18 protein-coding genes and 2 riboswitches are annotated in these 19,471 nt (G+C 66.7%); of the genes, 7 read left to right on the forward strand and 11 right to left on the reverse strand.

Annotated features, from left to right (window positions below; translation table 11 throughout):
- Positions 1-97: 97 nt before the first annotated feature.
- From E3T28_RS15655 to E3T28_RS15670, 4 genes are all read right to left on the reverse strand, one after another.
- Complete coding sequence (locus E3T28_RS15655; RefSeq protein WP_134433025.1) at positions 98-1,846, reverse strand: dipeptide ABC transporter ATP-binding protein; 1,749 nt, start codon at positions 1,844-1,846, stop codon at positions 98-100.
- Positions 1,843-2,790, reverse strand: a complete 948-nt coding sequence (locus tag E3T28_RS15660; RefSeq protein ID WP_134433027.1) for an ABC transporter permease — start codon at positions 2,788-2,790, stop codon at positions 1,843-1,845. Before E3T28_RS15660 ends, E3T28_RS15655 begins: the two co-directional genes overlap by 4 nt.
- The gene (locus tag E3T28_RS15665; protein WP_134433029.1) at positions 2,780-3,709 is read right to left on the reverse strand and encodes an ABC transporter permease; all 930 of its coding nucleotides are present in this window, start codon (positions 3,707-3,709) and stop codon (positions 2,780-2,782) included. The genes E3T28_RS15660 and E3T28_RS15665 overlap by 11 nt, the downstream gene beginning before the upstream one ends.
- Positions 3,710-3,846: 137 nt before the next feature.
- Positions 3,847-5,460: a peptide ABC transporter substrate-binding protein gene (locus tag E3T28_RS15670; protein WP_134433031.1), complete on the reverse strand. Its 1,614-nt coding sequence runs from the start codon at positions 5,458-5,460 to the stop codon at positions 3,847-3,849.
- A 224-nt stretch (positions 5,461-5,684) separates the two neighbouring features.
- On the opposite strand from E3T28_RS15670, the gene E3T28_RS15675 reads away from it, so the two are divergent.
- Together E3T28_RS15675 and E3T28_RS15680 are read left to right on the forward strand one after the other, a co-directional pair.
- Positions 5,685-6,077: a thiol-disulfide oxidoreductase DCC family protein gene (locus E3T28_RS15675; protein WP_134433033.1), complete on the forward strand. Its 393-nt coding sequence runs from the start codon at positions 5,685-5,687 to the stop codon at positions 6,075-6,077.
- The gene (locus E3T28_RS15680; protein ID WP_241979394.1) at positions 6,074-6,844 is read left to right on the forward strand and encodes a CPBP family intramembrane glutamic endopeptidase; all 771 of its coding nucleotides are present in this window, start codon (positions 6,074-6,076) and stop codon (positions 6,842-6,844) included. The genes E3T28_RS15675 and E3T28_RS15680 overlap by 4 nt, the downstream gene beginning before the upstream one ends.
- A gap of 114 nt (positions 6,845-6,958) precedes the next feature.
- Here E3T28_RS15680 and gcvP read toward each other — a convergent pair whose 3' ends face one another.
- Genes gcvP through gcvT form a run of 3 tightly spaced genes read right to left on the reverse strand, consistent with a single transcriptional unit; the run spans position 6,959 to position 11,519 of the window.
- The gene (gene gcvP, locus E3T28_RS15685; RefSeq protein ID WP_134433035.1) at positions 6,959-9,937 is read right to left on the reverse strand and encodes an aminomethyl-transferring glycine dehydrogenase; all 2,979 of its coding nucleotides are present in this window, start codon (positions 9,935-9,937) and stop codon (positions 6,959-6,961) included.
- 30 nt (positions 9,938-9,967) lie between these two features.
- Positions 9,968-10,339 (reverse strand): glycine cleavage system protein GcvH, encoded by a 372-nt coding sequence (gcvH, locus tag E3T28_RS15690; protein WP_134433037.1) that lies wholly within the window; start codon positions 10,337-10,339, stop codon positions 9,968-9,970.
- A 25-nt stretch (positions 10,340-10,364) separates the two neighbouring features.
- On the reverse strand, positions 10,365-11,519 hold the full coding sequence (gene gcvT / locus E3T28_RS15695) for a glycine cleavage system aminomethyltransferase GcvT (RefSeq protein WP_134433039.1): 1,155 nt from the start codon (positions 11,517-11,519) through the stop codon (positions 10,365-10,367).
- Positions 11,520-11,597: 78 nt separating this feature from the next.
- A riboswitch (glycine riboswitch) is annotated at positions 11,598-11,702 on the reverse strand.
- 1 nt (position 11,703) lies between these two features.
- Positions 11,704-11,801, reverse strand: a riboswitch (glycine riboswitch).
- 197 nt (positions 11,802-11,998) lie between these two features.
- Here gcvT and E3T28_RS15700 point away from each other — a divergent pair.
- The gene (locus E3T28_RS15700) at positions 11,999-12,343 is read left to right on the forward strand and encodes a LysR family transcriptional regulator (RefSeq protein WP_134433041.1); all 345 of its coding nucleotides are present in this window, start codon (positions 11,999-12,001) and stop codon (positions 12,341-12,343) included.
- 22 nt (positions 12,344-12,365) lie between these two features.
- Here E3T28_RS15700 and E3T28_RS15705 read toward each other — a convergent pair whose 3' ends face one another.
- Together E3T28_RS15705 and E3T28_RS15710 are read right to left on the reverse strand one after the other, a co-directional pair.
- Entirely contained in the window at positions 12,366-13,619 is a 1,254-nt protein-coding gene (locus E3T28_RS15705) for an FAD-binding domain-containing protein (protein ID WP_198417218.1), read from the reverse strand.
- A gap of 120 nt (positions 13,620-13,739) precedes the next feature.
- Entirely contained in the window at positions 13,740-14,579 is an 840-nt protein-coding gene (locus tag E3T28_RS15710) for a bacteriorhodopsin (protein ID WP_134433043.1), read from the reverse strand.
- 281 nt (positions 14,580-14,860) lie between these two features.
- Here E3T28_RS15710 and E3T28_RS15715 point away from each other — a divergent pair, with 281 nt between their 5' ends.
- Positions 14,861-15,265 carry a hypothetical protein gene (locus tag E3T28_RS15715; protein WP_134433045.1) on the forward strand — a complete coding sequence of 135 codons (405 nt, stop codon included), beginning with the start codon at positions 14,861-14,863 and terminating at the stop codon, positions 15,263-15,265.
- 179 nt (positions 15,266-15,444) lie between these two features.
- Here E3T28_RS15715 and E3T28_RS15720 read toward each other — a convergent pair whose 3' ends face one another.
- Both E3T28_RS15720 and E3T28_RS15725 read right to left on the reverse strand, forming a co-directional pair.
- Entirely contained in the window at positions 15,445-15,837 is a 393-nt protein-coding gene (locus E3T28_RS15720) for a phage holin family protein (protein WP_134433047.1), read from the reverse strand.
- A 2-nt stretch (positions 15,838-15,839) separates the two neighbouring features.
- Positions 15,840-16,415 (reverse strand): HhH-GPD-type base excision DNA repair protein, encoded by a 576-nt coding sequence (locus E3T28_RS15725; protein ID WP_134433049.1) that lies wholly within the window; start codon positions 16,413-16,415, stop codon positions 15,840-15,842.
- Positions 16,416-16,468: 53 nt separating this feature from the next.
- Here E3T28_RS15725 and E3T28_RS15730 point away from each other — a divergent pair, with 53 nt between their 5' ends.
- The 3 genes from E3T28_RS15730 to E3T28_RS15740 all read left to right on the forward strand — a co-directional run bounded on the left by E3T28_RS15730 (position 16,469) and on the right by E3T28_RS15740 (position 19,227).
- On the forward strand, positions 16,469-16,954 hold the full coding sequence (locus E3T28_RS15730) for a 2'-5' RNA ligase family protein (RefSeq protein ID WP_134433051.1): 486 nt from the start codon (positions 16,469-16,471) through the stop codon (positions 16,952-16,954).
- A 478-nt stretch (positions 16,955-17,432) separates the two neighbouring features.
- Complete coding sequence (locus E3T28_RS15735) at positions 17,433-18,206, forward strand: hypothetical protein (RefSeq protein ID WP_134433053.1); 774 nt, start codon at positions 17,433-17,435, stop codon at positions 18,204-18,206.
- Positions 18,207-18,480: 274 nt separating this feature from the next.
- The gene (locus tag E3T28_RS15740) at positions 18,481-19,227 is read left to right on the forward strand and encodes a hypothetical protein (RefSeq protein WP_134433055.1); all 747 of its coding nucleotides are present in this window, start codon (positions 18,481-18,483) and stop codon (positions 19,225-19,227) included.
- The last annotated feature ends 244 nt before the right edge of the window (positions 19,228-19,471 follow it).

The following is a 19,471-nucleotide window of genomic DNA, read 5'->3' on the forward strand; positions in this document are numbered from 1 at the left end:
GATCGGGGTCCGGCCCTGGCCTGCAGGATCTTCCCGGACGGGCGCCTGCCGGGGTTTCCGGCGGCCGGGGAGAACGTCCCGGGCCGCCGGAACCCGGTCAGCGGCCAAACTGGAAGTTGCCGCCGGGGATGGCTGCGAGCAGTTCCTGGGTGTAAGCCTCGCGAGGACTGTCGAAGACCTCGTCCGTGGACGCGGTCTCGACGATCCTGCCCTGCTGCATGACGCAGACATTGTCGGCCACCAGCCGCACGACCGCCAGGTCGTGCGTGATGAACAGGTAGGTCAGTCCGAGGTCCGTCTGCAGTTCGGTGAGCAGGTTCAGAATCTGCCCTTGCACGAGCACGTCGAGGGCGGAGACCGCCTCGTCGAGCACGAGCACGTCCGGCTTGAGGGCCAGGGCGCGCGCCACGGCGATGCGCTGGCGCTGCCCGCCGGACAGTTCGCTGGGGTACCGGTACCGGGTGGCCCAGGGCAGGGAGACCTGGTCGAGCAGTTCGCGCACCCGGGCCTGGCGATCCGCGGAAGTGCCGATCTTGTGCGCCAGCAGGGGCTCCGCGATCGTATTGCCCACGTTGTACTGCGGGTCCAGGGAACCGTACGGGTCCTGGAAGACCGGCTGCACGCGGCGCCGGAACTTGAGCAGCGCCGCGCCCTTGAGCCCGGCGACATCCTGGCCGTCGAATTCGATCTGCCCGCTGGTGATGCTCTCCAACTGCAGGATGAGCTTGGCCACGGTGGACTTGCCCGAACCGGATTCGCCGACGAGCGCCGTGGTGGTGCCCTTCTTGATGGCGAAGGACACGTCGTTGACGGCCAGCAGTTCGTTGTACTTCAGTCCCTTGGTGCGAATGCGGTACAGCTTGGAGATGTTCTGCACCTTGATCAGGTCTTGCGTTGCCGCCGCGGGCTCCCGCTCGGCCGCACGGGCCACGAGGGTCGTGTCGAGCGAGCCGCCGGAGAAGATCTCCGCGCCGGCCGCGTCGTCGTTCTTGGCCGACTGGATGCGACGGGACGCGAGGCTCGGAGCGGCCGCCACGAGACGCTGGGTGTAGGGATGCTGTGGGTTGGCGAGGATCTCCTGCGACGGCCCGGATTCGACGACCTTGCCCTTGTACATCACGACAAGCTGTTCCGCCCGCTCGGCCGCGAGACCGAGGTCGTGGGTGATGAACAGCACCGAGGTGCCGTAGTCGCGGGTGAGGGTGCCGAGGTGGTCCAGGATCTGGCGCTGCACCGTGACGTCGAGCGCCGAGGTAGGCTCGTCGGCGATCAGCAGCTTCGGCCGCGCGGACAGGCCGATGCCGATCAGAACGCGCTGGCGCATGCCGCCGGAGAACTGGTGCGGGAACTGCTTGAGGCGGTCTTCCGCGTCGCTGAGGCCCGCCTCCTGCAGCACCTGGATCGTGCGCTGGCGGGCGGCCTTGCCCTGGGCCACGTTGTTGGCCTTGATGGCTTCCTCGACCTGGAACCCGATGTTCCAGACGGGGTTCAGGTTGCTCATCGGGTCCTGCGGCACGTAGCCGATCAGGCGACCGCGCACATCCTGCATCTGCTTGTCCGACAGCCCGGCGAGGTCACGGCCCTCGAACAGGATCTGCCCGGCCGTGATCGTGCCGGTGCCGGCGAGGAGTTTGATGATGGCCTGCGCGGTCGTGGTCTTGCCCGAACCGGACTCCCCCACGATCGCCAGCGTCTGGCCGGCGTAGAGAGTGAGGCTGACCCCGCGCACGGCGGGGACGACGCCGTGCTGGGTTTGGAAACCGACCTCGAGGTCGCGGATCTGGAGCAGCGGCTCCGTGGAGGCGTCGGAGCTCTCGCTGACGGGTTCGATGACGGTCTGGCTCATCGGCGGGCCCTCGCTTCGGGGTCGAGGGCGTCGCGCACGACGTCGCCCAGCATGAGGAACGCGAGAACGGTCACGGACAGTGCCGCCGCGGGGTACAGCAGCACCTGGGGGTTGGTGCGCAGCGAGCTCTTCGCGGCATCGATGTCGTTACCCCAGCTCATGATGCCCGGCGGGAGGCCGATGCCGAGGAACGACAGGGTGGCCTCGGCCACGATGAACGTGCCCAGTGAGACGGTGGCGATCACGATCACGGGGGCGATCGAGTTCGGCACGACGTGCCGCAGAAGGATGCGGAACCGGCTGACGCCCAGGGCGACGGATGCCGTGACGTAATCCGAGTTGCGGGCGGAAAGCACCGCGCCGCGCATGATTCTCGCGATCTGGGGCCACGCGAAGAGCGACAGCACCAGCGCGATGGTGACCGGGGTGCGCTCCGGCAGCACCGACATGAGCACGATGGCGCCCAGCACGGTGGGGACGGCGAAGAAGATGTCGCCGATGCGGGAGACGATCGAGTCGAGCAGGCCGCCGTAGTAGCCCGCGAGCGAGCCGACGACGATGCCCGTGAAGGTCACCAGCATGGTGGCGAGGAGGCCGACGGTGACCGAGGCCTGCGTGCCGAAGATGATCCGGGCGTAGATGTCACAGCCCTGACGGGTGAATCCGAGCGGATGTCCGTCTGACGGACCCGCGTGGCTGTCGCCGAGGTCGCACTGGGTGGGCGAGGCCTGGGCGAACAGGCTCGGGAACAGGGCGACGATGACGATCAGGAGGATCAGGGCCGACGAGATCCAGAAGCTGGGCCGCACGCGCATGGCGTCCCAGGCATCCGCCCAGGTGCTGCGGGCCTTCTGCGATTCGTCGAGGCGGTCGACGGTTTCGACCGGGGTCTCTTCCAGCGCGGCGACGTAGTGCGTCTGCGCGTTCGGGTTCTTATTTGGCATAGCGAATCCTCGGGTCCAGAGCTGCGTAGAGGAGGTCGACGAGCAGGTTGGCCAGCACGAAGATCACGACCATCACCGCGATGAACGACACCACGGTGGGTCCTTCGCCGAGCTTGATCGCCTTGTAGACGGTGCCGCCGACGCCGTTGATGTTGAAGATGCCCTCGGTGACGATGGCACCGACCATGAGCGAGCCGAGGTCGACGCCGAGGAAGGTCACGACGGGGACCAGAGAGTTGCGCAGCACGTGGACACCCACGACGCGACGGCGGGATAGGCCCTTCGCGGTGGCGGTGCGCACGAAGTCCGCGTTGAGGTTGTCGGAGACGCTGGCTCGGGTGAGCCGCACGATGTAGGCGAATGAGACCGAGGCCAGCACGAGCGCCGGCAGCAGCAGTTCATTGAGGGGAGCCTCGCTGCTCACCGTCGTGCGTGCCCAGCCGAGCTTCACCGCGAAGACGTACTGCAGCACGAAACCGATCACGAACGTGGGAACGCTGATCAGGAGGAGGCTGACCACGAGGGCGCTGGTGTCGAAGAGCTTGCCCTTGCGAAGCCCGGCGATGAGGCCGACGAGGATGCCGAAGAACGCTTCGATGGCCAGCGCGAGCAGGGCCAGGCGGGCGGTGATCGGGAATGCCTTCGCCATCACGTCGCTGACCGGGCGGCCGGAGTACGTGGTGCCCAGGTCACCCTGGAAGAAGTTGCCGATGTAGATGAAGTACTGCACGATGAACGGCTTGTCCAGGTTGTACTGGGCGCGGATCTGGTCGATCACGCCCGGAGCGGGGGGACGGTCGCCGTACAGTGCCGCGATCGGGTCTCCGGGAAGGGAGAACACCATGAAATAGATCAGGAGCGTTGCACCGAAAAACACCGGGATCATCTGAAGCAGCCGTTTGCCGGTATACCAGATCATCAGGTCCCCAAACCGGAACGTATGTACATGAGATTCACAATCACTGGTTGAGTCTAGTCAGTGTGGGGTCCGGGGCTGAACGCCCCGGACCCCACACTTGTCATTCATTTACTGCTGTCGAACGGATTGAACGAAGATTACTCGCTCTTGGTGATGTCGGAATACAGCGGCACGGAGTCCCAGCCGAACACGACGTTCTCGACCGACTCGGACCAGACACCGGTCACGTTGGAGTACCAGAGCGGGATCGTCGGAAGGTCGGCGAGCAGGACTTCCTGCGCTTCCTGGTACTTCGCGGTGGCGTCCTCGACGGAGGACGCTGCTGCGCCTTCCTTGAGCAGCGCGTCGAACTCGGGGCTGGTGTAGTCCTCGTAGTTAGAGCCGGCACCGGTCTGGTACAGCGGGGCGAGGAAGTTGTACAGCGACGGGTAGTCGCCCTGCCAGCCGGCACGGGTTCCACCGGTCAGCTTGTCGGCGGCACGGTCGTCCAGCGCCGCGGCGAACGTCGGGTACGGCTTGCCGATGGCTTCGATGCCCAGCGTGTTCTTGATGCTGTTGGTGACCGCGTCGACCCAGGCAGCGTGGCCGCCGTCGGAGTTGTAGGCGAGGTCGAACGTGCCGGTGTAGGGCGCGATCTTGTCAGCTTCGGCCCACTTGGCCTTGGCCTCTTCGGGGTTGTATTCGAGGACTTCGGCACCCTTGAGGGAGTCGGAGTAACCGTCGATGACCGGCGAGGTGAAGTCGGTCGCGGGGGTGCGGGTGCCCTGGAAGATGACGTCCGTGATTTCCTTGCGGTCGATCGACATCGAGATGGCGGCGCGGCGCAGCTTGCCTTCCTCACCACTCCAGTGCTCGAGGTAGTACGGCATGTTGAAGCCCTGGAAGATGGCCGCCGGCTGGTTCACGAAACGCTCCGGGAAGTCCGACTCGTAGGACTCGAACGCGGCGTCCGGGACGGCGTCGAGCACGTCGAGGTTGCCACCCTGGACGTCCGCGTAGGCGGCGTCCATCGAGGCGTAGAAGACGATGTTCAGGCCGCCGTTGGCGGGCTTGCGAACGCCCTCGTAGTCAGGGTTGGTGACGAGGTCGATCCCGACCTCGTGCTCCCAGGCACCCTCTCCGTCCAGCATGTACGGGCCGTTGCCGATCGGGTTCTCGCCGAAGGCGTCCATGTCGTCGTACGCGGCGGACGGGAGCGGCATGAACGCCGTGTAGCCGAGGCGCAGCGGCCAGTCGGCCTCGGGAGAGGCCAGCTCGACCGTGAAGGTGGAGTCGTCGACGACCTTCAGTCCGGTCAGCTCCGAGTCGGCTTCATAGTCGAAGCCGACAATGTTGTCGAAGAAGTAGGAGGCGCTCTGGGCGTTACTGAACTTGGCGCCGAAGTTCCAGGCATCCACGAAGGAGTCGGCCGTGACGGCCTCGCCGTTGGTGAACTCCCAACCGTCGTTGATCGTGACGGTCCAGTTCTGCGCGTCGTCGGACTCGATCGACTTGGCGACCTCGTTCTCGGTCTCGCCCTTGGCGTTGTACGAGACGAGTCCGGCGAAGATCGAGGTGGCGATCTTGCCGCCACCGGTCTCCGTGGTGTTCGTGGGGATCAGCGGGTTCTGCGGCTCGGAGCCGTTCGTCGTGATGATCGCCGCGGAGTCGCCCTCGGCCGGGGTGGCTTCTCCGCCTGCACAACCGGAGAGCATGAGCGCTCCCGCGGCGGCCAGAGCGATGGCAGGTATGCCCAGTCTCCTGATTTTCAATTTTCCTCCAGTAAGCAGGGAGATACCGCGCGGCCTGTGGGCACGCAGACATCTCGGATATTTCGACCCTAAAGAGCGGTCGCGCACTTCGCATAATCTATTGCCGAAACGTTACACATGCGAAACAAACTGCGCAGGATAGTTGCGCCCCAGCAGGTTCTTGCGCGCAATCCCTCTGCAGAATACAGCAACCTGCACGTTCCGGGCAGTGAGAGAATCGAAGGATGACCGTCACCGCTTCCGCCCGTCCTCCGCTGTTGATCTTCGACGGCGACTGCGCGTTCTGCACCACCTCCGTGAACACCATGAAGCGACTGCTTCCCGGCATGCCGGCATCCGCCCCCTATCAGTGGACCGACCTGGCCTCCTATGCTCTGACGACCAAGGATGCCCAGTCCCGGGTCTGGCTGATCGTCGACGGCCACCAGTACGGCGGCGCCGCGGCCGTCGCCGCCCTGCTCCGGCACCAGCCGAATGCGACGCTGCGTGCCCTGGGCTGGCTGGGGACCGTTCCGCCGTGGTCCTGGGCGGCCGAAGTGGGCTATCGGTTCGTGGCGCGCTATCGCCACCGGTTGCCCGGGGGAACGCCGGCCTGCCGGATGAAGCCCGGCGCGTGACCCTGCGCGACCCACACACCGCACTCCGCTGGGAAGTGGGGATCGTCCTCGGGCTCTCGCTCGGGGCATCCGCCCTCTATTCGATCGTGTCGATCATCGCCCGGCTGACCGACACCCGACCGCTCTCGGAGCAGTCCGCGACCCTGAACGGGTCGCAGTCGTCCCGGGAATGGCTCGATTTCACCTATCAGTTCCTGGGTATCTTCTTCGCCCTGTTCGCGGTGGCCCTGGTGCTCTACCTGCTGTGGCTGCCGGGGCAGAGTTCGTTCCGGCGACTCGGCTTCGACTTCACGCAGCCGGGCCGCGACCTGCTGCGCGGCTTCGGGCTGGTGCTCGTGATCGGCATCCCCGGCCTGGGGCTCTACCTCGCCGGGCGGTCCCTCGGCTTCACCGTGGCGGTCGTGCCGTCGCCACTCGACACGTTCTGGTGGACGGTCCCGATCCTGGTGCTCTCGGCGCTGCGCTCGGCGCTGGTGGAGGAGCTGATCGTGGTCGGCTACCTGTTCACCCGGCTGCGCGAGCTGGGCTGGTCGACCTGGACGATAATCGTGTCCTCGGCGCTGCTGCGCGGCAGCTACCACCTGTATCAGGGCATCGGCCCGTTCTTCGGCAATGCGGCCATGGGAGTGCTGTTCGGCTGGTGCTACCTGCGCTGGGGACGCACAATGCCGCTGGTGATCGCGCACTGGATCCTCGACATCGTCTCCTTCGTCGGGTATCCGCTCGCCCTCGCCTGGTGGCCCGGGCTCCTCACCCCCGCCGCCTGACCTGCCGGCGGGCGTGCGAATTCGACGGAGATTGTGCCGAGAAAGCCGCCAATCGGGCCAAAACCCGGCCGAATGGGCAAAATCTCCGTCGAATTCGTTAGGGAGCGGGGCGTTCTACTCGAAGGCCTCGGGCGGCGGGCAGGCGCAGACCAGGTTGCGGTCGCCGAAGGCGTTGTCGATCCGGCGCACGGGCGGCCAGTACTTGCCACGGATGAGGCTGCGCACCGGGTAGACGGCGGTCTCGCGGTCGTAGGCGTGCGTCCACTCCCCCTCGATCACGGACTGCGCGGTGTGCGGGGCGTTGTGCAGCGGGTTGTCCTCGGCAGGCCAGCGGCCGGCGGCCACGGCATCCGCTTCGGCCTTGATCGCGATCATGGCCTCGACGAACCGGTCGATCTCGCCCAGATCCTCGCTCTCGGTGGGTTCGATCATGAGCGTGCCGGACACCGGAAAGCTCATGGTCGGCGCGTGGAAACCATAGTCGATCAGGCGTTTGGCCACATCGTCCACGCTGACCCCGGTTGCCTCGGTGAGCGGGCGCAGGTCCAGGATGCACTCGTGCGCGACCAGTCCGTTGTCGCCGGAGTACAGCACCGGGTAGTGCGCCTCGAGCCGCTTGGCCACATAGTTGGCCGCGAGCACCGCGGCGCCGGTGGCCTCGTGCAGACCCTCGGCACCCATCATGCGCACATAGGCCCAGGAGATGGGCAGGATGCTCGGGCTGCCGTACGGCGCCCCCGAGACCGGCCCGCCGGCGTGCACGACCGTGCGGCCGATCGTGCCACCGCCCGTACCGCCGGCAGCGCCATCGGCACCGTCGTCGCCCACGGCGTCGCCGGCACCGAGCAGGTAGTGCTCGTCGCTCTGGGCCAGGGCATGCCCCGGCAAAAACGGCGCGAGGTGCGCCTTGGCCCCGACCGGACCGACGCCGGGTCCGCCGCCGCCGTGAGGAATGCAGAACGTCTTGTGCAGGTTGAGGTGCGACACGTCGCCGCCGAAGTCGCCGTACCGAGCGAAGCCGAGCAGGGCGTTCAGGTTGGCGCCGTCGACGTAGACCTGGCCGCCGGCGTCGTGCACGGCCGTGCAGATGGTGCCGACCTCATGCTCGTAGACGCCGTGCGTCGACGGGTAGGTGATCATCAGCGCAGCGAGGTTCTCGGCGTGCTCGGCGATCTTCGCCCGCAGGTCGTCCAGGTCCACGTTGCCGAGCTCGTCGCAGGCGACGACCACGACCTTCATCCCGGCCAGTACGGCGGATGCCGCGTTGGTGCCGTGCGCACTGGACGGGATCAGGCAGACCGTGCGCTGGGTGTCGCCGGTGGAGAGGTGGTAGCCGCGGATGGCCAGGAGCCCCGCGAGTTCACCCTGGCTGCCCGCGTTGGGCTGCAGCGACACCGAGTCGTAGCCGGTGACATCCGTCAGCCAGGTTTCGAGCTGCCGGATCAGTTCCAGGTAGCCCTCGACGTCGGCGCGTGGAGCGAATGGGTGCAACCCGCCGAATTCGGGCCAGCTGACAGCCTCCATCTCGGTGGCCGCGTTCAGTTTCATGGTGCACGAGCCGAGCGGGATCATGCCGCGGTCGAGCGCGTAGTCGAAGTCGGCGAGGCGCTTGAGGTAGCGCATCATGCTCGTCTCCGAGCGGTGCGTGTTGAACACCGCGTGGGTGAGGAACTCACTCGTGCGGTGCAGCTCGGGCGGCAGGCCGGCCTCGACCATGCTGAAGTCGACCAGGCCGAAGGCGTCCCGGCCCCCGAACGCGCCGACGACGAGGGCGAGATCGGCGAGGGTCGTCGTCTCGTCGACGGCGATGCCGATGGTGTCCGCGTCGACGAGGTACAGGTTGACGCCGTTGGCGGCGGCGGCGGTGACGACGTCGGCGGCACGACCCGGAACGGAGACCCGGACCGTGTCGAAGAAGGTCGCGGTGACCACGTCGACGCCGGCGGCGAGGAGGGCGACGACGAGCTGCCCGGCGCGTTCGTGCACCTGGGCTGCGATCTTCCGGAGTCCGTCGGGCCCATGGTAGACGGCGTACATGCCGGCCATCACGGCCAGCAGCACCTGGGCGGTGCAGATGTTCGAGGTGGCCTTGTCCCGACGGATGTGCTGCTCACGCACCTGCAGCGACAACCGGTAGGCCGGGTGGCCGGCCGCGTCCACGCTGACGCCGACCAGGCGGCCGGGGAGCTGACGCTCGAGGCCCTTGCGCACGGCCATGTAGCCCGCGTGCGGACCGCCGAAGCCCATCGGCACGCCGAAACGCTGGCTGGTTCCCACGGCCACGTCGGCGCCGAGCTCACCGGGCGAGGTGATCAGGGTCAGGGCGAGCAGGTCGGCGGCGACGACGGCCAGTGCACCCTGCGCCTGCGCGGCGCCGACGACGCCGGCCGGGTTCCAGACCCGACCGGATGCGCCGGGGTACTGCACGAACAGACCGAAGTACTCGCCGAGGTCGGTGGTCGAGCCGCCTCCGGTGGTCGAGCCTGTCGAGACCCCCGCCAGGTCGACCTCCACGAGGTCGATCCCGAGGGCGGCCGCACGATTGCCCAGCAGCGCCTTCGTCTGCGGCAGAGCGTCGGCGTCGACGATGAACCGGGTCGACGTCGACTTCGACGCCCGGCGGGTGAGGAGCATGCCCTCCACGACGGCGGTCGACTCGTCGAGCATGGACGCGTTGGCCGTGGACAGTCCGGTCAGGTCCGCGATCATGGTCTGGAAATTGATCAGCGCCTCGAGGCGGCCCTGCGAGATTTCGGGCTGGTACGGCGTGTAGGCCGTGTACCAGCTGGGGTTCTCGAACACATTGCGCTTGATCACGGCCGGGGTGACCGTGTCGTAGTAGCCGAGCCCGATCATGGAGCGCTTCACGGTGTTGCGGCCGGCAAGGTCCCGCAGCTCCGCGATGGCCTCACGCTCGGTGGCTGCGGGCGGGAGGGTGCTGTCACCGATGGTGCGGAACTGGTCCACCTGGATTGATTCGGGCACGGCCGCGTTGACGAGGGCGTCAACCGAGTCGTAACCGAGGATGGACAGCATGCGGGACTGTGCGTCAGCATCCGTGCCGATGTGGCGCTGGGTGAAGGGCTGTGACATGGGTGCGGGAACCTGCGCTTTTCGTTTTCGTTACTCGCCGATGAGGGCGGAGTATTCGGCGTAGCTAAGGAGGGGAGGGAGCTCGGCGAACGTGACCTTGATCAGCCAACCGTCGCCGAAGGGGTCGCTGTTGACGAGCTCCGGGCTGTCGACGACGGCGTCATTGGTCTCGGCGACGGTGCCCGTGACGGGGGCGTAGAGCTCGCCGACCGACTTCGTGGACTCGATCTCGCCGACGACGGTGCCGCTCGCGACATCGCTTCCGACATCGGGCAGCTCGACGAAGACGACATCGCCGAGCTTGTCGGCGGCGTAGGCGGTGATGCCGACGGTGGCGGTGTCGCCGTCGACGAGAATCCACTCGTGCTCGGCGGTGTACTGGAGTTCAGACTGTTCAGCCATGGGGGCGTTCCTCTCGAGGGGTGGATTACTTCTGGCGTTTGTAGAACGGAAGGGCGGTGACGGTTGCGGGGACGCGGGTGCCGCGCACGTCAACGAAGACCTCGGTGCCGAGGCGCGCCAGCCCGGGCGCCACGTAGGCCATGGCGATCGGATGTCCGAGCGTCGGCGACAGGGCCCCGCTCGTGATCACGCCGTCGGCCACGGTCGCGTCTGCACTGCGATACACCAGGTAGTCGGCCCGCCCGGCACGCTTGCCGGCCGACGCCAGCCCCACGAGCACGCGCGCCTCGGCGCTGGGACCCTCTTCACTGGCCTCGCGGCCGATGAAGTCGACCTCCTTGGCGAGGTTGACGACGCGGCCGAGCCCGGCCTGCGCCGGATAGGTGGTGGTGTTGAGCTCGTGGCCGTACAGCGGCATGCCGGCCTCGAGGCGGAGGGTGTCGCGGCTGGCGAGCCCGGCCGGGACGAGGTGGAAAGACGCTCCCGCGGCGCGGAGCGCATCCCAGAGCGCCGCGGCATCCAGCACGTCGACGTAGAGTTCGAAGCCGTCCTCACCGGTGTAGCCGGTGCGGGCGATGAGGACGCTGCCGGCTTGGAAGGTGCCGCCCAGAGCGCGATAGTACTTGAGCGCGGACAGCTCACCGTCGACCGTGAGGTCCACGGTGGCCTCGAGGATGGCACGCGAATTCGGACCCTGCACGGCGATCAAGGCGACGTCGTCGCTCCGGTCGGTGACGGTGACGTCGAAGCGGGCGGCCCGGGCCGTGAGCGCCTCGAAGGCCTGGAAGCGGTTGCCCGCGTTGGCGATGACGAGGAACTCGTTCTCATTCGTGCGGTAGACGACGATGTCATCGATGATGCCGCCGGCCCGGTTCAGGATAAGGCTGTACTTGGCCTGCAGGATGTCGATCGCGGAGAGCCGGCCGGCCAGGGCGTAGTCGAGGTACGCGGCGGCGTCCGGCCCGGCGACCACGATCTCGGCCATGTGCGAGAGGTCGAAGATGCCTGCGCTGGTGCGCACCGCGTGGTGCTCGGCGAGATCGCTCGAATAGCGCACCGGCATCTGCCAGCCGGCGAAGTCCGTGAAGCCGGCACCGGCGTCGACGTGCGCCTGGTGCAGTGGGGAGAATCGCTCCACCGCGGGGGTGGAATCAGTGTGGGCGTCAGTGTCCGAGGTCATGAGTTCTCCAGGTTGTCGTCGGCCGCGGGCCGAGCGAGAATCTCCGGGGCGCGATCGAGCGACCGAACCCCTGGGAACTCCCCCTCTGTCGTTTCGGCCTGAGAGCTTCACCGCATCCGCTGGTCGGGTGCGACTTTCACCATGGGCGAGTCGCTGCGGTGCCGCGACTACTTTTCAGAGTGGCCAGTCCGATGCGGTACGAGTACCTGAGAGATTGTCGGGGAGGATTGCTCCTTCGGTGTTCGGCTGCCTGGCGGCACCGAACTCTCCCGCATCGACCTTGATGGCCCGGTATTCACTTGAGGGACACGTCGCAACCGGGTTCTGAGTGGGTGCGCGTGTGCGCTCACAGCCTAGCCTGTGCGGGCCCGGCGGTGCGGTGCGTCCGCTGCCGGGGCCTCCCGCCGCCGCCCGCAGCGGGAACGCGTACCCTAGTGAGCCTGCCCGCGAATCGTGCGGCGCACGAAGAAAGGCGTTCCGTGGACCTCACCCTCCTCCGGCATTTCATCGCCGTCGCCGAGGAATTGCATTTCCCGCGCGCCGCGATGAACCTCAATGTCTCCACCCCCAAGCTGCGCTCCTCGATCGCGAAACTCGAGGCCAACCTCGGCGTCGTGCTGATCGACCGCACCACGGAGACCACCCGGCTGACCGCGGCGGGCAACCTGTTTCTGACGGATGCCCGCACCGAGCTGGCCGCGGCGGACGAACCCTGGAAGCCGCCGCTCCCCGCCGGCGGCAAGGCCAAGGCCGCCAAGGGCAAGGGCCGCGCGCCCGAGGTCAAGGGCCAGCCGCGTCCGGGGAAGCGCCGCCAGGGTCGCTAGCCCGCACGCTCGCCCTCGGCATTTAGAGTCCGGGCAGACGCCCCGTGTCCACTGGTCGATCGTCGCCGACCACGTCGACCAAGGCCCGTCGCCAGGCCGAAAAGCTGGCCACCGAGCCGCTGTGCGGCGCCACCAGCCACGGCCACGGATGCAGTTCGGCCGCCCCCTCCGCGTAGCGGGTGAAGCTGGGCACCGGCGCGAACGTGACCGCTGCGTCGAGACCCGGAACGATCACTCGCGGGTCGCCCAGGTGCACGATCACCTCGCGGCGCCGGGCCAGGTCCTGCAGGGTCTCCACCGTGAAGATCAGTCTTTTGCTCGAGAGCCGCAGCCGGGCCAGGGCCGGCTCGTCGAAGACGAAGACGGCCGGAAGCTCGGGATGCGCGCGGAGGGCCGGATCGGCGTCACCAAGGGAGTCCACCGTCAACAGCACCGACCGGGCAGCGCGGCGCCGCAGAACGCTGGCGGGTCCGCTGGTGGCGGACAGGTGCGGATCGTGCGTGAGGTTTCCCGGAGCATCCGTCACCCGCGGCGGTGCGGAATCCGCCGGGAACTGTTCGATCGGACAGGACCGGGCGAGCGGGCAGGCCCGGCAGAGCTGGGGGGCCCGTTTCTCCACCTGCCAACGGGCGAAGCCGTAGGGAGCGCCGGTGCCGGCGCCCACGGTCCACTGCCAGCCGAGCAGGTTGGCCGCACGGGAGCCGTCGAGTAGGTGCCGATAAAACACTTCCTGGCCGGCATGCCAACCGGCGCCGGACCGGACCGTGTACTGCGAAGCCAGCCACATCCGCGTCTGGTTCACCAGCCAGCCGTCGGTTTCCAACTCCGACAGGACCGAATCGACGCAGTGCATGCGTCGCGGCCAGGCCTCGGGTTCGAATTCGCCGTCCCAGGGTGCCGCGAAACGCAGGTTCCGGTGCAGGGCGACACCCACCCGCGCATAAAGATGCCGGGCGTACTCCTGCCAGAGCAACTCGTCCCGGAATTTTCGGGCGTCCCGGGCCGGTCCATCCGCCACGTGCTGCCACACCCGCCGCAGCGGCAGGAGGGAATGCCGAATGTACGGCGAGAGCCGGGATGCCCCGCGGGCGGTTTCCGGCAGCACCTGACTGCGCCTGGCCGCGTATCCCGAGACCGAGAAACCGGCCAGGGCACGGTCGGCGCTGGTCTGGCCGCCCCGGATATCGGGACTCGCCCGCACCTCGTCGTCGACCAAGTGGTTCAGGTGGCGGCGCACGATGGCATCCGCGGTTCCGTCGTCCAGGGGGATGAGCACACCTGATTTTAGACTCTGCCTGACAGTGACCGGACAGTGAAAACGGGCCTGGGCCGGTAGCGATCACAAGGATCACGACCGGCCCAGGCCCGGTGGCTGCGAGCAGGACGCCGAGTAGGCCTAGTTCCGGCGAGCGTTCGTGCTGGAGATCATCTCGTCGGCCTCATCGACAGACAGCTCGAGGCGGGCGAACGCCGGGTCGTCCGCGAACGACTTCATCCGCGCGATCTTGTAGATGATCAGGCCGTAGAGGGCCTTGGCAAGGATGTCGGCGATGGAGTAGCCGACCTGCTTGCCGACCCAGGCATCCGAGCCGTCGATGCCGAGCATGGGCAGCAGGTAGGCGATCGGGTAGACGCCCCAGGTCAGCAGCAGCAGCAGGCGCAGCTGGCTGATCGTGCGGCGGACACTCGCGGGCTGGCGGTCGAGAGACTTGGTCAGTTCGACGAACAGCACGTAGAGGATGTACGCGAACGGGATGGTCGAGAGCAGACCGAAGATGCCACGCACAGCGTTATCGCCGCTGAGCTCACCGGGGTAACCGAGGATGATCATCAGCGCCGATGCCGGGATGAGCCGGTAGAGGAGGCTGGTCTGGACCTTGCGGGCCAGGGCGAGAACCGCGATCAGTTCGAGCAGGAGCAGGGGAACGGTGAGCAGCCAGTCAACGTAGCGGTAGCCCTCGTTGAAGGATGCCCCGGCGACCTGCACATAGTCGCCCGCACCACCGATGGCTTCGGTTACGAAGGCCGCCTTGAAGGAGTCGAAGATGCGGAAATAGTGATAGGCGGCAATCGCACACACAATGGCCGCGACAGTCATCGCCTGCCGGTAGCGCGGGAGGATCCGCTTGAGGGAAACGATGATGAAGATCGCCGTGAAGAGCTGTGAAGCGATGACGAGCGAAAACACGTTGTACACGGTGTCGTATTGAATTTGAGTGAGGGAATCAGGAATCACTTTTTATCCTCCGGATGAGCGAAAAAGCACAGGGGAATTTCACAGGAATAGCAGCGGACGTGCCTTGCTGTGTTGCTTGACTATTCAGGTTCCGAATTGCCTGTTCGGTTGCTTACTAGGAAATTAGTACGAGTTCCCTGAGTCTTAGCAGGGAGTATCCACACCGATCAGACAGTGAATTCGCGGCCGCCCGGCTGGGTGCGGCTGGCCGGCCTGTCTCACTCGAATTCACCCCCGTTCGTGGGCGGGAAGCACCGGGCCAACCGCAATAACTTCTGGGCATGCGCGAAACCTCGGATGCCCTGATGAACCTGGCTCTGTTCGCCATCGACCATGCGACCAGTTCCGTGGTTCCCCGAGGCGGCCCGTTGATTCCGTTCGCGGTGATCGAAAAGGACGGCGATCGCGACCTTCACCGGTTCGAAGTCGGCCGACTCGAAGCGATGGTGGCCGCCGGCCGGCACTTCGTGCGCGAGCAGAACGACCTCGATCGGGTCGCGTTCGCCTGGGACGGCTACCTCAGCCTCGACGGCGAGCGCTCGGACGCGGTGTTCGTCGAGGCGTCCGACGCGCACGCCCCGTCGAGTGTGATCCTCGCCCAGTGCTACGCCACCAGGGGCCGTTTCCACACGCGCACGTTCGCGGTCGGCCAGCCCGTGCACATGGGCACCGGGAACCTGTTCTGAGTCGGCCTCGAGTTGCCCGGGGCCCGGACGCGGCGTCACGGTCTCGAGCGGCACGTCAGCCGGCTTGTGCACTTTGAACCGCCCGCCTTGTTGCGGTGTTCCGGCTCCTCGAGAAAATCGCAAGTCTGCTCGCTGTACTGGGGACCCACTGCACGCTCCTTGGCGTGGTCGGCGGCACGCTATCCGCGAGCACCGGCCTGCTTGGCCACCCGACGAAGGAACAGCAGCGGCAAGGTCACGGTCGCGAGGGCCGTGACCAGCCACACCACCAGGGTGGCCAGAATCCAGTTCTGCCAGCCGGTGATGACCAGCCCGTTGGCGACGACGGATGCGATCAGTAGCGCCACGAATGTCGACACCAGCCCGACCCCGCCCAGGAATGCCGGCGCGTTGCGTGCGGTCAGTTTCATGATGAAGGGCGACAGGATGCTCTGCGCAGCGGCGAAGACCAGCACGGTGACGACGAAGCCCTGCCAGGTGAGGGTGAAGTCCTCGAGTACCAGCGACGCCACCCACAGGCCGATCGCGGCGGAGCCGAGGAAGATGGCCGTGCGAATCAGCAGACGCACCATGGCTACTCCTTCTCGGATCTCGCCGCGGCCTTCGCCGCGCGTTTGGTTTCCCGCACCCGGGCCAACGATTCGGGGTCGACGATGTCGGCGACGGATCGGAACGAGCCGTCCTCGCCGTAGGGAGCGGATGCCTCGCGCCAACCCGGCGCGGTGAGGCCTTGCCGCTTGCCGAGCAGGGCCAGGAAGATCTTCGCCTTCTGCTCGCCGAACCCCGGGAGCGCTTTCAGGCGCCGCAGGATCTCGGCGCCGTCCGGGGAGCCGGTCGTCCACAGGGCGGAGGCGGCGCCGCTCCAGTCGGTGGCGATGACGCCCGCGAGGGTCTGCGTGCGCGCGGCCATCGACCCCGGATAGCGGTGCACGGCCGGCGTGGCCCGGAAGACCTCAACGAACGCGTCGGCGTCGAAGGCGGCGATGGTCGCCGGGTCGAGCGTACCGATCCGGTCGCGGATCTTGGCCGGCCCGGCGAACGCGGTCTCCATCGCGATCTGCTGGTCCAGCAGCATCCCGAGGAGGAGCGCGAAGGGGTCGTCGCTGAGCAGGGCGTCGGCGGCGGTATCGCCGGTGAGGTTCAGCATCATGCGCCCATTGTGTCACCGGCGGCGCACCCGCGGGACTCCCCTAGAATCGGCGCATGTCCCGCCTCGTCGTCGTCCTCCCGCTCACGCCCCTGCGCACCGGAGACAGCTTCCCGGTGGCGGACTGGCCGCTGCACATCACCGTTCTGCCGCCTTTTCACACGGATGCTGCGGCATCCGTCATCGCCGGTGTCATCGCGGTCACGGCGGTCGGCCGCACCGCCCGGACGGCAGTCGCGGGCGCCGACGCGCTGTTCGGGCGGCGCGAGGACGTTCCGGTGACGCTCGTCGCCGAGAACCCGGGCCTGACCGAGCTGCACCGGGCACTGGTCGACGCCGTTCGGCCGTTCGCGTCCTCCCCGGATGAACCCGCGTTCACGGGTCCCGGCTTCCGGGCCCACATCACGATCAAGAACGGCGTCCGCGTGCACGAGGGTGAGGCGCTCACCCTCACCCAGATCGCCCTGGTGGACATGGCGCCCCGCGCGGCGGCGGGCGGCCGCACGGTGCTCGCCACGTTCCCCCTGCCGGCTCCGAGCTGAGAGCTGTCGTCCCGGCGCAGAGGATTGCGCGCCGGGTTCGACAGCACCGGTCCAGTTCGAGAGGCATGCCGCTCGAACTCGACCGCGAGTGTCGAACTCGATGCCCGTCCCCCGCGAGGGCCCACCGCTACGTCAGGGCCGGCCACAAGAGAGGCAACGTGGTGCTGCGCGTCCCGTCCGGTTGAGCGGCAGGCGTCGCCGGTTTCATTTCCTTGCCCTTTCCTCCAGGGGCCCGATGCCTGAGCCCGCTCCGAAAGCGTCGAGCGCACCGAACGCGCCTCTGAAACCACTGGGCGCCGACACGAACAGGGGCAGGCTTGGGCAGGAACTACGCGGGCGGGACCCGGCTACACGTTGAAGCGGAACTTCACCACATTCCGTTACCGAAAGACATGGCCCCGCCTGCGAGGGCCGCCGCCACGTAATCTGTGCAACGATGTCCCGACAGCAGTCAGATCCAGGCGACATCGGGGGAAGTGTGACCGTTCACGACGTCTCAGGTAAGTTCGGCAAAACGCTGGCAGTACTGTTTCTGGTTGCGGGTCTGTTTCTGACCGGATGTTCCGGACCGCCGGATCCCGTCCTCGGCGGCAAAAGCCCGACGGCAACATCAACGGCGCCGCCGAAGGCGCCAGCAACGGCAACGCCGGACCCTATTGAAGCGACGCGTCCGTCAACTCCGGCCCCTGTGACGGACCTCCTCATCACTGCGACATCGCTCGAACTTCGAGATGCGTCCGGCACGTCTCTGTCCACGTTCGATTATTTTCAGCCTGCCAGCGAGTTGGTTGCCGGCCTGTCCACGGCTTTCGGAAGCGCACCGATCTCAGAACGCTACGAGGGCGGCAGCGAAGTGCCTCCGGGAACCGGGTACATCTGGAGCAATATCCTGCCCGCAGACCCTAAGTCGCCTGGTCCAGAGGGCGATTTCGTCCTCATGGACGGTGTGCCAAGCGGGACGTCACCACATGAACCGAACACCTGGGTCAAAGTTTCCTCGTCCACCGTGAAAGGTGTTCACATCAGCACCGTCGACGGTATCTCTGTTGGAGATGACGCCGCAGAGATCGCGGCACGATACCCAGACACCGCAAACCCACAAGGCAGCAGACTTGACGTTTTCGTTGGTCACGTGCCGCTCCCACCCATGGATTCCCTGTCAGAACTGACGTTTTCAGTCTGGCTCCTCGCCGCCGATCCACTCGGTCCGATCACCGAGTTCCGCTCCCCCTCGCCGAACTGGGGCGGGTGAGGCCCGGGTAGAGGAACTCACCCACGAGATCAGGGCGACTGTTGCCGGAACGGACAACTGTGCCCCGCGCACCGGCCAGAATTGTCCGAATCGGCGACAATTGCGCCCGGCACAGCGAAGCGAAGCTACACGTTGAAGCGGAACTCCACCACGTTCCGGAACCAAAGAGCGTGACCTTGAGACGGCAACACCAACCCACTCCTGAGGAATATCTGATCGTCTGTGTAACGATGTACCGAGGGCGCTATGCGTCCGATGACTCTGGGGGAAAACCATGGCCGATCACGGCGTGTCTGGTGTGGGCGCAGTCCTCTCAGCCCTGCTCCTCGCTTTTGGCGCGGTGCTGCTGACCGGCTGTTCTGGTCCAGCAGTTCCCATCCCCCGCACTCCCGGCCCGACGGCAATGCCCACGGCGGCACCGACACCAACTCAATCGGTGTCGCCGCCCGATCCATCCGAAGTGACGGACATCTTCCTCAGTGCGACGTCGATCGAGCTGCGGGATGCATCGGGCAATGCCCTGTCCACATTCGACTATTTCCAGCCCGCCAGCGAGTTGGTCCCTGCACTTTCGTTGGCCCTGGGCAGCGCGCCAATATTCGATACCTTGGGCGACGAGCGGCATCCGAAAATCACCTACTCCTGGGGCGATTTTGTCGTGCAGGATTGGGATCGGGATTGGGATAGCCCGAATGCACCTCGTTGCCCGAACACCACTTTCGCAGTGTCAGCCGAGACCGTGAACGGGGTCCACATCGGCACAGTCGACGGAATCGCCGTCGGAGACAACGCCGCTGAACTTGAAGCCCAGTATCCCGATTCCTCGTGGAACATCTCTTCGCTTGGCCAGCCCACGGATGACCCGCTCCAGCTCCGCATCGTCGTGGGTCATGTTTCACTTCCACCCTGCACGCCATCATCAGACCGACAAGACCGCACATTGTCAGTGGTCCTCATCGCCGACGATCCACTCGGTCCGATCACCCACTTCTATGTCCCCTCGGTGGATTCAGGCGCCTGAGCCGCCACACACCCCGTGAAAGGGTCTGCCCAACCCCGCCGGCTGCTGCGCCTATCGCGAGAGTCGTCCCGGGTCTATGAGACTGCGGGCTCCACGTTGAAGCGGAACTGCGCCAGCTGACCGGGAAGTGCATGACGCGAAAATAGGCCGTCCAGCCGGCCAAGAGGAGGTAAATCACACCTGAGCGAGACGGAAACTCTGCTGCCGCATGCGGGCCCGCAGTCCACGAGAGAGGTGCTCACCC

Source organism: Cryobacterium sinapicolor (genome assembly GCF_004403465.1).
Classification (GTDB): domain Bacteria; phylum Actinomycetota; class Actinomycetes; order Actinomycetales; family Microbacteriaceae; genus Cryobacterium; species Cryobacterium sinapicolor.